Raw genomic sequence first — 12,525 nt, 5'->3', positions numbered from 1 at the left:
GGGTCGACGGAGACGTGGCCGAGTGGTCGAAGGCGCTCCCCTGCTAAGGGAGTAGGCGGGAAACCGTCTCGAGGGTTCGAATCCCTTCGTCTCCGCCACCACACAATTTCGATCGGTTCAATATGCTTCTCTCTGATGGCGTGGTTTCTTAATTTTATTGATGTTTCCTGACGTGACGTCCTTGTCTCGGTTTTCTTCGATGACGCAGGTTTACGTTCGCTGTGTGGTCTGAATTGTGGTGCAATTCCGCCCGGCTCTGTCAGGCAAACGCACAAAGAAGCTGGTCGAGAATCCCGGAGCTGGTCGCCATGGCGACGGCAACGGTATTTATCTGGTTGTTGATCCTTCGGGCGCTCGGCATTGGATCGTGCACGTGGTTGTCAAGGGACAGAAGAACAGAAAGGGCAGCCTGCTTAGGATCGATGTCGGATTGGGCAGTGCGGAACTAGGCTTAGGACCCATTGATTTCAGTGGCAGGGCATGATTCACCGCGCGAAAACAGAGCGGTGATATGTCTGATCTCTTCTGGCTAAACGACGCTCAGGTGGTGCGTTCAAAACCTTAATTCCCGAAGTCCCACGGCAAGCCGGGTGTCGACGACCGGCGTGTCTTGAGCGGAATTATCTTCATAGATCGCAATGGCTTGCGCTGGAGGGATGCGCCGAAGGTGGTCATCGCGGCCATTGCTCTCGCCGCAATCGTCATCTGCTGGCTGTGAAACCCAATGATTCAGAGCCTAGGTATCTGGCGGGAACGCCGATGCCACAGCCAATGTCGACGAGCCGGTCTCCCACTTGGATCGGTAAGATATCGGCAAGCTCTACGGTCTCAGGGAAGCCGCGTGCGTGGAAATGATCAACTGGTGCGAGGTCATCGATGATCGCGGACTCGGGGGGCGATCCCGGCTAGTTTCATTGCCTCCAGAATGCGCGCCTAAACATCGCCTTTGCCCCAGTGGTCAGAAACCGATTGAGCGTTCGCCATCTGAGGACCTCCGAGTCAATCTCGTCCAAAACACCGCAGGTCCCAGGATTCCCTCAGACATAATTAGGCGGTCCGCTTCGCGCTCGGAGCGGCCTTGCGACGTCTCTCTGCGTCATCGAAGCCATCGACGGGACAGATTCCTGCTTGATCGGTTGAACACGTGGCCCGAGTATTGCGCCATTGAAAGTTTTTGTAGAACACCCACACACGGGAACGGAGCGCGCAACATGGACATCGCCGGAAAGCCGGCCCTCGTCGTCGGCGGCAATGGCGGCCTTGGCCGCCGGTTGGTAGAGCGGCTGGCGGAAGCAGGTGCCGACGTCGCCGTGGGTTGGAGCGTCGGCGAGGATCGCGCGACCGACGCTTGCGAAGCGATCGAAAAGCGCGGAGGCCGCGCCGTCGCCGTCCGGCTCGACTTGCGCGACCCGACCTCGGTCGAGGCAGGTGTGGCGATGGCGGCCGAGACGCTGGGCGGCCTCGCGATCCTTATGAACGCGGCCGGTGCGGCCGGGGGGCCGCCGGCGGGCGATCTCGCCGGCTACGATCCCGAGACCTGGGACCGCATCAGCGACATTAACTTCCGCGGCCCCTTCCTCGCCTCGCGGGCCGCCGCGCCGCATCTGCGCGCCGCGCGGGGTGCTATCGTCAATTTCGGTTCCACTATCGGGCACGGGACGTGGGGGGCCGACCGGGCCTTTCAGCCTACGAAGGCTGCCGTGTCGGGTTTAACCCGGTTCCTCGCAGCCTCGCTGGCACCGGATGTGCGTGTGAACTGCGTGGCACCGGGGCTGATGGAGAACACGGTGATGAGCAGCGGTGCACCGGAAAGCTTCGTTTCGACGTGGCGCGAGGCGGCGAAACTCAAGAAGACCACCTCCATTGACGACGTGGCCGAGCAGGCACTGACCTTCTGCCGAGCGGAGACGGTCACCGGCCAGACGCTGGTCATCGACGGCGGCCTGACCTTCAAGTAGGTCGCCGCCTATTATCAATGAGCCGCGTCGCGACCTCGAAGCGGCGCAAAACAGATCATGGTCTCCAAAAAACTCTGAAGAAGGACCGTATCGTAGGCTCGTCTTCAAGAAGGTCTGGTCTTGCCAGCTTTGCTTGGGTGGCTTCCATGACGGGCGTCAACTACGAACGACCGCTTACCAGCACGCCAACCATGACACTTGCGCTTGTAGCGAATGGCCGCTTTCCGCCCCTTACAACCGAGCCGGCTATCGGCCCTATTCCCGCGCGATCTGGTCCACGAGTCGAAAGTCGTTCCTTCGGGCATGGGGACCCATATCGTCACCTTGGTCCGTCCGGCTTTGGATCTGGAGATCGAGTTCGTCGTCGTCGATGGGCTCACCTGCGTTCTGCGCGTCGATGCTGCGGTTGGGTTCAGCGCGCAGGATATCGGACAGGATGACCATGATCTGCTCTGCGGTGACGGCGGTTGCGGCGGTGTTTGACATTATTTTTCTCTCTCCGCGTTGTAGGGCTGAGAGGAGATGCGCCGCCCGGCACATCGCCTCGGTCCGAAAATTCGTCCGTAGGGAGAGGCACAGAAATTTTCCCGTGCATTTTTCCTGATTTCTGACGCAACGTAATCTTTTTCTGAAGTAGTAGGTCGACCCTCTGAGAAGAAGATAGGGCCCTGGCCAACGCCGGGCCCGGCGGGTCTTCGAGGGCATCGTTGCCGCGTTGCAGGCGCCTGCCGCAGTGCCGTCGGCTGAGCGTGTGCCAACAGGATGTGGCCCATCCTGTGATACAGCTTGTGGCCCTGTCTCAGATTTCTCTGAGACAGTATTTCCGGACCGCATCCTTGCGACCCCAAATTCTTGGGCTTTTTTGTTCTGGTGGGAAAACATGGCTGGGGTGGTAGGATTCGAACCTACGATACACGGTACCAAAAACCGCTGCCTTACCACTTGGCTACACCCCAACGGTGGAGCGCTGATTACTCCGGGCGGCTTCGGGGTTCAAGCCCCTTTTGCCGGGAAAATGCACCTATTCTTTCCTGTGGCCCTGACGGGGGACGTGGGCTCATTCGGTCGGGGCGTCGGAGGTCAGCAGATCCTCGTTGTTCTTGTCCCGGCGTTCCTCGTCGACGATGGCCTCAAGTTCATGCTCGGCATGGGCCTGCACGTCCAGCGCCTCGGCCTGGGCCGGGCGGGGGGCGGGCTGGGCGGTTTCGGTGCCGCGGGTCGGTGCGGCGCGGTCGGGCGTGTCGGTAAAGCCCTCTCCACCGGCACCGATCAGGCGGTAGGTCGGCTCCGGCATGTCGATCCCGGCCTCGGTCAGGGCGGCCAGGGACAGGCGGATCGCCTCGCCGCGTGCGGCCAGCAAGGACGTCTCGCGCTGGTCGATCCAGCCGATCAGGCGCAGGGTTACCGTGCTGTCACCGATCCCGTCGATCCAGGCGTCGCTGGCGGGGGTCTTGAGCGTGAAGGGCAGGGCGGCCAGCGTGTCCTGCGCCACCTTCACGGCCAGCGCCGCATCCGCATCCGGGGCGATGCCGATATCGAACAGGAACCGCCGTTCCGCGTTCATCGAGTAGTTCACGATGCGGCTCTTGAAGACGGTGGAGTTCGGAATGCGGATCTGGTTGCCATCCCAGCTGAGGAGGATGGTCGCCCGCGAGGTCAGGCGGATCACCTTGCCCTCGTCGCCATTGATCTCGACCGCGTCATTGGGGCGGAAGGGCTGGCGGATCGACAGCATCACCGACGCAATGAAATTCTCGACCGTGTCCTTCACGGCGAAACCGATGGCCAGACCGATGATCCCTGCCGCGCCGAGGATCGTCGACAGCAGCGCCGTCGCGTTCAGGATATCGAGCCCCACCACGATGCCCGCGACGACGAAGGCCAGCCGGATCAGCTGTCGGTAGATGTCGGCGATGAAGGCATTGGGGGCCAGGCGCTCCCAGGGTTGCCGGAAACGGGCCAGCAATACGCCCAGGAAGACGACGACCAGGAAGGCCGAGAAGGCGATCAGTAGCAGCGGCGACCAGGCCACAAGGTCCGACATCCGCTTTTCGAACCGCTGCCAAGCCGGGTTCAGGCGGCGAACGACATCAGTCGTCTCGCTCACCTCGTTGCGGATCGCGACGACGCCCTCGACGCGGCCGGACAGATCGTTCAGGCGGTTGGCGGTTTCCGCGTCCAGCGTGGTGCCGCGGAACGTGACGATGCCAGAGGACACGGTGACGGTGACGTCCTCGTAACCGTCCAGTTCGGTCAGGATGTCCCGAATGCGGGTGGCAATGGCAGCGTCGCGTTCGGCGCTGTCCTCCACGCCGATCGTGCCGGTGGGCTGGGCGGTCTCCTGCGCGGCGGCCGGGGCATGGGTCAGGGTCAGCGCGACAAGCGCCACGAGAAGAAGACGGATCATCAGGGGCCTGAAATCGGTTAAAGAATATCCGCGATCCTAGCCGAAACCGGGGCCGGTTCAACGACAATGCGTCGGTCGGGGGATCCGGGAGGGCAGGCCGGGTGAAATCGTCGCAGGTTGGCGAGGTCGGCGCCCGTGGTGACGCGAGGGATCCGGGCGAGGGTCCCGCCCGATCAGTCGCGCAGCTCGTCCGGGTCCACGCCCCACAGCGCCGATTTCGGCGCCCAGCCGCGGAAGCCCGCGACCGACAGGCGGCACCAATCCGGCAGGCATTCCTCCAGCCGGGCGACGACGCCGAGTTCCAGCTCGGCGCTGACGGCGGCGGTTTCGTGCGGGCGGACCTGCAATTCCAGCATGTCCTGTTCGATCAGCACCGTGCGCACGCCGGACAGCAGGGAATGATGGATCCAGCCGCCCACGCCTTCCTGGTCGCGCACGCGGCGCCAGTGGCCGTATTCGGCGGTGATCTGCAGCGGCATGTTGCGGCGCATGTAGACCCAGTCGATCCGGTGGGTCCGGCTGGGCCCGCGGCGGACATTGGCCTTGGAGGCCTTCATGGAGACGTAGCGCGGCAGGGGCAGGTGGGTCACCGGCCCGACCTCTTGAGTCGCGCTCGTTTTCAATACCTTGCTATCTGCCGCGGCCGGATTGACCGGGAAAATCGCGATCGAGAGAAGAAGCGCAAGCGCGCCGGTCCAGCTCTGCCTCATGGGTCCGCCTGAATCTGCCTCGGAATGAGCGGCGGTTCTTGTGCCTCCGCTCTCTTTGCGCCACTTTGCCAGTGATTTGCGACCGACGGAAGCCAGGGGAGGGCCCGCATGCCAACTCAACGTCTGAGTGTTGTTGTTACGCGACGCTTGCCCAAGAAGGTCGAAGAGCGTCTGAGCGAATTGTTCGACGTCACGCTGGGCCCGGCGGACCGCCCGATGACCCGCGCCGAGCTGGCCGAGGCGGTGCAGGATGCCGATGTGCTTGTCACCAACCTGCGCGACAGGATCGACGCCGGGCTGGTCGGGCAGGCCGGGCCGAACCTGCGCCTGATCGCCAATTACGGGGCGGGCGTCGACCATATCGACGTTGCCACCTGCCGGGCGCGCGGCATCCTCGTGTCGAACACGCCGGGCGTCGTCACCGATGACACCGCTGACATGACCATGGCGCTGATCCTCGCTGTGACCCGCCGCATTCCCGAAGGCCTGGCGCAGATGCAGTCCAGCAACTGGGAAGGCTGGAGCCCCGGTGCCCTGCTGGGCGGTCGGATCGCCGGACGCCGGCTGGGCATCCTCGGGATGGGCCGCATCGGGCAGGCCGTGGCACGCCGCGCCAATGCCTTCGGCATGCAGGTGCATTACCACAACCGCCGCCGCCTGCGCGAAGAGACCGAGGCAGAGCTGGGCGCGACCTATTGGGAAAGCCTCGACCAGATGGTTGCGCGGGTCGACGTGCTGTCGATCAACTGCCCGCACACGCCCTCCACCTTCCACCTGATGAACGCCCGTCGCCTTAAGCTGATGAAGCCCGAGGCGGTGATCGTGAACACCTCCCGCGGGGAGGTGATCGACGAACATGCGCTGACGCGGTTGCTCAAGGCCGGGGGAATCGCCGGTGCCGGGCTCGACGTTTATGAATATGGCGAAGAGGCCAATGCCGAGTTGAGAGAGCTCAAGAACGTCGTTTTGCTGCCGCATATGGGCTCGGCCACGCGCGAGGGGCGGGCTGAGATGGGTGAGAAAGTCATCATCAATATCAAGACCTTCGCCGACGGTCACCGGCCGCCGGACCAGATCGTGCCGGGCATGCTCTGACGCGTCCCGCGTGGCGGATCGGCCGGAGACCAGAAAATCTGCGTCAGACCGGTCCGCGTTAATCTTTGGTTTGTAATTTGCTGGGATTCTGTCTGTGAACGGACAGGAAACCAAAATGAACAAACTTGCCGATATTCCCACGAAGCCGGCGCCGCAGCTGGCCCCCTCAGCCGATCTCAACCGTGAGGCCTTCTTCAACCAGATGATCGGGACGCTCTGCGGCACGATCGAGGATGTCGTCGGCGTCGAGGATGCGGAGGCCTTCATCGGCATCGTCGGCCGCCAGATCGGCAATAGCGACCTTGCCCGCGCTGAAACGCTCTGCGGCGCCTCGTCGGCGCAGCTGGCCGATTACCTCCAGCAGTTCAAGGCGCAGATCGGCGGCGAATTCGTGGTTGAAGACGTGGCCGAAGACAGCGTCACCTTCACCAATTGCCGCTGCCCCTTCGGTGCTGAGGCGGGGGGGCGTCCCTCGCTGTGCATGATGACCACCAATGTCTTTGGTCGCATCGCCGCCAATGCCACCGGTTATGCCCGTGTCCATGTCAAGGAATCGCTGGCCAAGGGTGACAATCGCTGTCTGGTCACCGTCAATCTCTCCCGGTCAGAGGCCGAAGATGGTCAGGAATTCTTTGCCTGAGACGTCTGCATTCCTGTCAGGCATGCTCGCCATGTTGGGCGGGCTCAGCGGGGCTGCCTTCCTGATCACCGCCAAGGGGCGGGTCGTTGCCGCGAACCGCGTCGGGCGGAACGTGTTTGGTATCGGACCCGAACCGGACAGTACCTGCCTCCCCATCCGCCCCGATGTGCTGGACGATATCCTCGGCTCGGATCAGGCGGTGTTTCATGTCTTCACGACGCCCGAGGGCGATCGGCTGAACGTATCCTGCACCAGGGTCAGCGCAGAGGATGCGGGCGGCCCCTACATCCTTGTCCAGGAAAGCAACGGCGCCAGCATCGCGTCGAAATTTGTCCAGGCGCACCGCCAGATCCAGGAAAGCCGCCTGATGCAGGACCGCGTCGCCCGAGCCGAGGCCAAGATGCGGGCCGAGGTCGCGCGCTGGCGCCATTTGTCGATGACCGACCGGATGACCGGGCTGCTGAATGCGACCGGTTTCCGTGATCGGGTGTCCGAAAGGCTGGCGGGGCAGGCGAGTGCGACCATCCTCTACGCCGATTTGAACGGGTTCAAATCGGTCAACGATTGCATGGGACATTCGGCAGGGGACAAGCTGCTGCACGAAATTGCCCAGTCACTGAATGCGACGATCCGCTCCGGCGATATCGCGGGGCGCATGGGGGGCGATGAATTCGCCGTCTACATGCCGAGCTGCGATCTGTCCGAAGACCCGCAAGGCCAAGACCGCCTGCGCAAGGCGATGTCGCGTCGCTTCCCGGTTCTGACCGGCAATGGTGGGACGCGCATACTGACGGTTCAGCCCGCCATCGGCATAGCCAGGTTCCCGAAGGATGGTGCAACCCTGACGGCCCTGCTGGAATGCGCGGACCGCCGGATGTACGCCGACAAGGCCCGAACCAAGTCGGGCCCCGACGACCCGTCGACAAAGATCGCCCGCGCGTCCTGACGGTCAGCGGCTGCCGCCAGGAACCCACAGGACGTCGGCCTTGCCAGCGTCATTGGCGATGCGGCTGGCCACGAAGAACCAGTCAGACAGGCGGTTGAGGTATTTCACCGCCTCCGGGTTGCAGCCCTCTTCGGCCAGCAGCGCCACCGACAACCGCTCTGCCCGCCGCGACACGGTGCGGCACAGGTGCAGATGCGCGGCCAGCGCCGATCCGCCCGGCAGGACAAAGCTGCGCAGCGGGGTCAGGTCGGCGTTCATTGCGTCGATCTCGGACTCCAGTCGCTCCACCTGGCTGGCGATGATCCGCAGCGGCGGGTATTCGGCATCCGCGTCGGCCTCCATGTTGGGCCGGCACAGATCGGCCCCCAGGTCGAACATGTCGTTCTGGATCCGCGCCAGGGCCGCGTCCATGTCGCCCTCGGAATGCTGCCGCGCGAGGCCGATCGTCGCATTGGTTTCATCCACGGTGCCGTAAGCCTCGACCCGGAGGGAGGGCTTGGGCACGCGGGTTCCGTCGCCAAGTGCGGTTTCGCCCGCATCGCCGGTCCGGGTGTAGATTTTCGACAGGACTACCATGGTCAACCTCCGCTGCGCAGCCAGACGAACAGCAGGATCAGCACGACGGCCACCAGCTGTGCGACGATACGCAATTGCATGATCTTGTTGGATTTCTTTCCGTCGGCTCCAGCGGCGAACCCACCGATCCCGACCAGCAGGATCGCGGCCACGGCCAGCACGGCCAGCGCCACGATGATAAACAGCGGATCGTCAAACATGCATGCTCTCCTTCAACACGCTCCTCATGTAGCGGCCCGGACGGGAAAAGCGAACGCGAGATTTCCGCGCAGGCTCAGCCCTTGGCCAGCACCCAGTCCAAAGCGCGCGACGACAGCACCCGCCGCGCCAGCGCCATCGCATGGGTCGGTACCGTCACGCGGTAGCGCGGGCGGGGGCGTTTCGCCTCCAGCGCCCGGCTCAGCGCCTCGGTCACGGCCGATGGATGCAGTTCGAACCGGTCGCGCCCCGGCGCGCGATACAGCCGTTGCAGCAGCTGTCCCTTGTACTGATCCGCGCGGGCAGAGCTTTCCCAGTCGATCCATTCCTCGAAAAGCGCCGCACCGTTTTCCCGGATCCGCGATGTGATCGGGCCCGGCTCCAGCAGGATGACCTCGATAGGGGTGTCGCGCATTTCGATCCGCAGCGTGTCGGTCAGCCCCTCCAGCGCGAATTTCGATGCGATATAGGCGGAACGCCACGGCGCCGCGACCAGCCCCAGCACGGACGAGCAATTGACGATCCGACCATGTCCCTGTCGCCGCATCACCGGGATCACCGCACGGGTCAGTTCGTGCGGGCCGTAGAGGTTGGTTTCCATCACCAGCGCCAGGGCCTCACGGGGCAGATCCTCGTTTGCGCCGGGCAGGGCGACGGCGCCGTTGTTGTAAAGCGCGTCCAGCGTCCCGCCCGTCGCCTCCAGCACCGCTGAAAGGGCCGATCGGATCGTGTCGCTATCGCGGTAATCGAGGTGAAAGCATTCCAGCCCCTCGTCGCGCAGGCGCGCCACGTCATCGGGGTTGCGGCAGGTGGCGAAGACGCGCCAGCCGCGCTTCGCCATGCCATGGGCCGCATCATAACCGATGCCGGAAGAGCAGCCCGTTATCAGGAGGGAACGTTGGGTCATGCCCCCGCTATGACCAGCAGGCGGGGGCGATGCAAGTGGGGCGGTTTATTCCGCCGCGGCGGTGACCAGGAAATCGGCCATCCAGCCGACGCGCCCGCTGTCGGAGACGCGCAGTTTCAGCCAGCCATTGCCCGGCTCGGCCAGAACCTCGACCTGTTCACCGCGGGTCAGACGGTCGACGATGGAGAAGTTGGTGCCCGGCCCGTTGCGCATGTTCACGCGGTTGCCAGACACTTCGCGCAGGTCCAGTGCGATCTTGCCGGCCACCAGGCCGCCATCCGCCGCGACGGGCTGCGGTTCGTCCTTGAGCACGGCCGCGAAGGAATCCAGCACCTCGGGGTCGAGCGCGGCCAGCTGGTCCTCGCTCGGTTTGCTAAGGGCGACATTGGGGTTGGTGAAGGAGGCGCGGGTCACCTGCGGCTCGATCGGTTCGGCCTTGGCGGCGACCGGGACGTTGACGGCCGGTTCGGAACCGGACGTGCTGACAACCTCGGCAACAGGTTCTTCGGCGGCGACGGCGGCCTGCGGCTGGAACTCGTCCCCCCCGCTCATTTCGTAAAAGGCCCAGGCGAGAAAGGCGAAGGTGAGGAAGATAAACTTTTTCATGATCCGATCCGATGTTGGCAGCTATCGGTGTAACGCACTGTAAAGGTAATAGTTTCCTTATATACCGATTCGACTATCTGATTGAGTAAGGAAAACCGGAAAAGACGCTGTGTCGTCTTTACGGTGACAATCGACGCGGGTACACATGATCTATGAGCGACCTGATCGATGACCCCAACATGGGCGGTGCCGACACGTCCGAACCGCTCTCCCGCGCGATCGGTGACCGGTATCTGACCTACGCGCTGTCGACCATCATGAACCGTGCGCTGCCCGATGCGCGCGACGGGCTCAAACCTGTGCACCGCCGGATTCTCTATGCCATGCGGGAACTTCGCCTGACGGCAGGGGGGCGGTTCCGGAAGTCGTCCAAGATCTCGGGCGACGTGATGGGCAATTACCACCCCCATGGCGACCAGGCGATTTACGACGCGATGGCGCGCCTCGCGCAGGATTTCAACGTCCGCTATCCGCTGGTCGACGGGCAGGGCAATTTTGGCAATGTCGACGGCGACAACCCCGCCGCCAGCCGCTACACCGAGGCCCGGCTGACCGCCATCGCCGAGGCGATGATGGAAGGGCTGTCCGAGAACGCGGTCGACTACCGGGACAATTACGACGGCACCCTGACCGAACCGGTGGTGCTGCCCGCGGCGATCCCGAACCTGCTGGCCAACGGTTCTTCAGGGATCGCGGTCGGTATGGCCACGAACATCCCGCCGCACAATATCGACGAGCTGTGCAACGCCGCGCTGCACCTGATCAAGACGCCCGATGCCCGGGACGAGACGCTGCTGAACTACGTGCCGGGTCCGGATTTCCCCACGGGCGGCATCCTTGTCGAACCGCGCGACAGCATCGCGGAAACCTATCGCACCGGGCGCGGATCGTTCCGCCTGCGCGCCAAGTGGGAAAAAGAGGACCTGGGCCGGGGCCAGTGGCAGATCGTGGTCACGGAAATCCCCTACCAGGTGCAGAAATCCAAGCTGATCGAACGGCTGGCCGACCTGATCCAGACCAAGAAGGTCCCGATCCTCGCCGATATCCGCGACGAAAGCGCCGATGACATCCGCATGGTGCTGGAGCCGCGCTCCAAGGCCGTGGACCCGGATGTCCTGATGAACATGCTGTTCCGTAATTCGGACCTCGAAACCCGGTTCAGCCTGAACATGAACGTGCTGATCGACGGCGTGACGCCCAAGGTCTGCTCGCTCAAGGAAGTGCTGCGCGCCTTCCTCGATCACCGGCGCGAGGTGCTGCTGCGCCGCTCGCAGCACCGGCTGGAAAAGATCGACCACCGCCTCGAGGTGCTCGAAGGCTTCATCATCGCCTTCCTCAACCTCGACCGCGTGATCGACATCATCCGCTACGACGACGACCCCAAGGCCGCGCTGATGGCCGAGGATTGGTCGGTCGAACGCGGACGCGCCTCCTCCGAGGCGGATTATGTCAGCCCCATCGGGCTCGATGCCGAGGGCGAGCTGACCGAGGTCCAGGCCGAGGCCATCCTGAACATGCGCCTGCGCAGCTTGCGCCGCCTGGAAGAGATGGAGCTGATCCGCGAGCGCGACGCCCTGATGGAGGAACGCGCCGGGCTGGAAGACCTGCTCGACAGCGAAGACCTGCAATGGTCCCGCGTCGGCGAGCAGATCAAGGAGGTCAAGAAGACCTTCGGTGCCAAGTCCGAGGGCGGCGCCCGTCGCACCCTGATCGAAGAGGCCGCCGAGGTCGAAGAGGTCCCGCTCGAGGCGATGATCGAACGCGAACCGATCACCGTCGTCTGCTCCAAGATGGGCTGGGTGCGGGGCATGAAGGGCCATATCGACCTGAACCAGCAGCTGAAGTTCAAGGATGGCGACGAGGGCCGGTTCATCTTCCATGCCGAAACCACCGACCGCCTGCTGGTCTTCGGATCGAACGGGCGGTTCTATACCATGTCCGCGGCGAACCTGCCCGGCGGGCGCGGCACCGGCGAGCCGCTGCGCCTGATGGTCGACCTTCCGAACGAGGCCGAGATCGTGGATATCCTGATCCACCGCCCCGGCCAGCGTCTGATCGTGGCATCGTCTGTCGGCGATGGTTTCATCGTGCCCGAGGACGAGGTGCTGGCCCAGACCCGTTCGGGCAAGCAGGTGCTGAACGTCAAGGACGGCGCCCGCGCACTGATCTGCAAACCGGTCACCGGCGATGCCGTGGCTGTGGTCGGCGAAAACCGCAAGGTGCTGATCTTCAAGCTGGACGAACTGCCCGAGATGAATCGTGGCAAGGGTGTCCGCCTGCAGAAATACAAGGATGGCGGCCTGTCTGACCTGACCACCTTCACCCTCGCCGACGGGCTGAGCTGGCACGACCCCGCCGGCCGCACCCGCACCGAGACGGAGCTGGACGAATGGCTGGCCAAGCGCGCCTCCTCCGGTCGCATGGCGCCGCGTGGCTTCCCGCGTAACAACACCTTCACCTGAGGGATTGGGATCACCGAAAA

General features: G+C 63.9%; 12 protein-coding genes, 2 tRNA genes and 1 pseudogene. 7 read left to right on the top strand and 8 right to left on the bottom strand.

Annotated elements, in window-relative coordinates; all coding sequences use genetic code 11:
• The first annotated feature begins 8 nt into the window (after positions 1–8).
• From ATO9_RS17895 to ATO9_RS17890, 3 genes and pseudogenes are all read left to right on the top strand, one after another.
• Positions 9–98, top strand: a tRNA-Ser gene (locus ATO9_RS17895).
• A gap of 413 nt (positions 99–511) precedes the next feature.
• Positions 512–667, top strand: a pseudogene (locus ATO9_RS23945) (transposase); the annotation flags it as partial.
• A 544-nt stretch (positions 668–1,211) separates the two neighbouring features.
• Positions 1,212–1,958 (top strand): SDR family NAD(P)-dependent oxidoreductase, encoded by a 747-nt coding sequence (locus ATO9_RS17890; RefSeq protein ID WP_043752568.1) that lies wholly within the window; start codon positions 1,212–1,214, stop codon positions 1,956–1,958.
• A 255-nt stretch (positions 1,959–2,213) separates the two neighbouring features.
• Here the strand turns inward: ATO9_RS17890 and ATO9_RS17885 are convergent, their stop codons facing one another.
• From ATO9_RS17885 to ATO9_RS17870, 4 genes are all read right to left on the bottom strand, one after another.
• A complete protein-coding gene (locus ATO9_RS17885; RefSeq protein ID WP_043752565.1) occupies positions 2,214–2,444 on the bottom strand; it encodes a hypothetical protein in 231 nt (76 codons plus the stop codon).
• Positions 2,445–2,839: 395 nt separating this feature from the next.
• A tRNA-Gln gene (locus ATO9_RS17880) sits at positions 2,840–2,914 on the bottom strand.
• Between the two features lie 101 nt (positions 2,915–3,015).
• The gene (locus tag ATO9_RS17875) at positions 3,016–4,365 is read right to left on the bottom strand and encodes a mechanosensitive ion channel family protein (RefSeq protein ID WP_043752562.1); all 1,350 of its coding nucleotides are present in this window, start codon (positions 4,363–4,365) and stop codon (positions 3,016–3,018) included.
• A gap of 173 nt (positions 4,366–4,538) precedes the next feature.
• Positions 4,539–5,075 carry an SH3 domain-containing protein gene (locus ATO9_RS17870; protein ID WP_043752559.1) on the bottom strand — a complete coding sequence of 179 codons (537 nt, stop codon included), beginning with the start codon at positions 5,073–5,075 and terminating at the stop codon, positions 4,539–4,541.
• A gap of 108 nt (positions 5,076–5,183) precedes the next feature.
• Here ATO9_RS17870 and ATO9_RS17865 point away from each other — a divergent pair, with 108 nt between their 5' ends.
• From ATO9_RS17865 to ATO9_RS23630, 3 genes are all read left to right on the top strand, one after another.
• The gene (locus ATO9_RS17865) at positions 5,184–6,170 is read left to right on the top strand and encodes a 2-hydroxyacid dehydrogenase (protein ID WP_043752556.1); all 987 of its coding nucleotides are present in this window, start codon (positions 5,184–5,186) and stop codon (positions 6,168–6,170) included.
• 115 nt (positions 6,171–6,285) lie between these two features.
• The gene (locus tag ATO9_RS24495) at positions 6,286–6,810 is read left to right on the top strand and encodes a methanogen output domain 1-containing protein (protein WP_043752553.1); all 525 of its coding nucleotides are present in this window, start codon (positions 6,286–6,288) and stop codon (positions 6,808–6,810) included.
• On the top strand, positions 6,788–7,756 hold the full coding sequence (locus tag ATO9_RS23630; protein ID WP_162183083.1) for a GGDEF domain-containing protein: 969 nt from the start codon (positions 6,788–6,790) through the stop codon (positions 7,754–7,756). The genes ATO9_RS24495 and ATO9_RS23630 overlap by 23 nt, the downstream gene beginning before the upstream one ends.
• Before the next feature lie 3 nt (positions 7,757–7,759).
• On the opposite strand, the gene ATO9_RS17850 is transcribed toward ATO9_RS23630, so the two are convergent.
• From ATO9_RS17850 to ATO9_RS17835, 4 genes are all read right to left on the bottom strand, one after another.
• On the bottom strand, positions 7,760–8,332 hold the full coding sequence (locus tag ATO9_RS17850; protein WP_043752549.1) for a cob(I)yrinic acid a,c-diamide adenosyltransferase: 573 nt from the start codon (positions 8,330–8,332) through the stop codon (positions 7,760–7,762).
• A 2-nt stretch (positions 8,333–8,334) separates the two neighbouring features.
• Positions 8,335–8,532, bottom strand: coding sequence for a twin transmembrane helix small protein (locus tag ATO9_RS17845; RefSeq protein WP_043752546.1), 198 nt, complete (start codon positions 8,530–8,532; stop codon positions 8,335–8,337).
• 74 nt (positions 8,533–8,606) lie between these two features.
• Positions 8,607–9,437, bottom strand: a complete 831-nt coding sequence (locus tag ATO9_RS17840) for an SDR family NAD(P)-dependent oxidoreductase (protein ID WP_043752544.1) — start codon at positions 9,435–9,437, stop codon at positions 8,607–8,609.
• A 45-nt stretch (positions 9,438–9,482) separates the two neighbouring features.
• Positions 9,483–10,043 carry an SH3 domain-containing protein gene (locus ATO9_RS17835; protein WP_043752542.1) on the bottom strand — a complete coding sequence of 187 codons (561 nt, stop codon included), beginning with the start codon at positions 10,041–10,043 and terminating at the stop codon, positions 9,483–9,485.
• A gap of 152 nt (positions 10,044–10,195) precedes the next feature.
• Between ATO9_RS17835 and ATO9_RS17830 the strand changes: the two genes are divergently transcribed.
• Positions 10,196–12,505 carry a DNA topoisomerase IV subunit A gene (locus tag ATO9_RS17830; RefSeq protein ID WP_043752539.1) on the top strand — a complete coding sequence of 770 codons (2,310 nt, stop codon included), beginning with the start codon at positions 10,196–10,198 and terminating at the stop codon, positions 12,503–12,505.
• The last annotated feature ends 20 nt before the right edge of the window (positions 12,506–12,525 follow it).

This window comes from Pseudooceanicola atlanticus, assembly GCF_000768315.1.
Lineage (GTDB): Bacteria > Pseudomonadota > Alphaproteobacteria > Rhodobacterales > Rhodobacteraceae > Pseudooceanicola > Pseudooceanicola atlanticus.
Note: the sequence above shows the minus strand (reverse complement) of the source record. Positions and strands in the feature narration are given on the sequence as shown.

What these genes read in the sequence shown, in the direction of transcription:
- ATO9_RS17890 (WP_043752568.1), top strand. Translation starts at nt 1,212, where the DNA reads ATGGACATCGCCGGAAAGCCGGCCCTCGTCGTCGGCGGCAATGGCGGC.
- ATO9_RS17885 (WP_043752565.1), bottom strand. Translation starts at nt 2,444, where the DNA reads ATGTCAAACACCGCCGCAACCGCCGTCACCGCAGAGCAGATCATGGTC.
- ATO9_RS17875 (WP_043752562.1), bottom strand. Translation starts at nt 4,365, where the DNA reads ATGATCCGTCTTCTTCTCGTGGCGCTTGTCGCGCTGACCCTGACCCAT.
- ATO9_RS17870 (WP_043752559.1), bottom strand. Translation starts at nt 5,075, where the DNA reads ATGAGGCAGAGCTGGACCGGCGCGCTTGCGCTTCTTCTCTCGATCGCG.
- ATO9_RS17865 (WP_043752556.1), top strand. Translation starts at nt 5,184, where the DNA reads ATGCCAACTCAACGTCTGAGTGTTGTTGTTACGCGACGCTTGCCCAAG.
- ATO9_RS24495 (WP_043752553.1), top strand. Translation starts at nt 6,286, where the DNA reads ATGAACAAACTTGCCGATATTCCCACGAAGCCGGCGCCGCAGCTGGCC.
- ATO9_RS23630 (WP_162183083.1), top strand. Translation starts at nt 6,788, where the DNA reads ATGGTCAGGAATTCTTTGCCTGAGACGTCTGCATTCCTGTCAGGCATG.
- ATO9_RS17850 (WP_043752549.1), bottom strand. Translation starts at nt 8,332, where the DNA reads ATGGTAGTCCTGTCGAAAATCTACACCCGGACCGGCGATGCGGGCGAA.
- ATO9_RS17845 (WP_043752546.1), bottom strand. Translation starts at nt 8,532, where the DNA reads ATGTTTGACGATCCGCTGTTTATCATCGTGGCGCTGGCCGTGCTGGCC.
- ATO9_RS17840 (WP_043752544.1), bottom strand. Translation starts at nt 9,437, where the DNA reads ATGACCCAACGTTCCCTCCTGATAACGGGCTGCTCTTCCGGCATCGGT.
- ATO9_RS17835 (WP_043752542.1), bottom strand. Translation starts at nt 10,043, where the DNA reads ATGAAAAAGTTTATCTTCCTCACCTTCGCCTTTCTCGCCTGGGCCTTT.
- ATO9_RS17830 (WP_043752539.1), top strand. Translation starts at nt 10,196, where the DNA reads ATGAGCGACCTGATCGATGACCCCAACATGGGCGGTGCCGACACGTCC.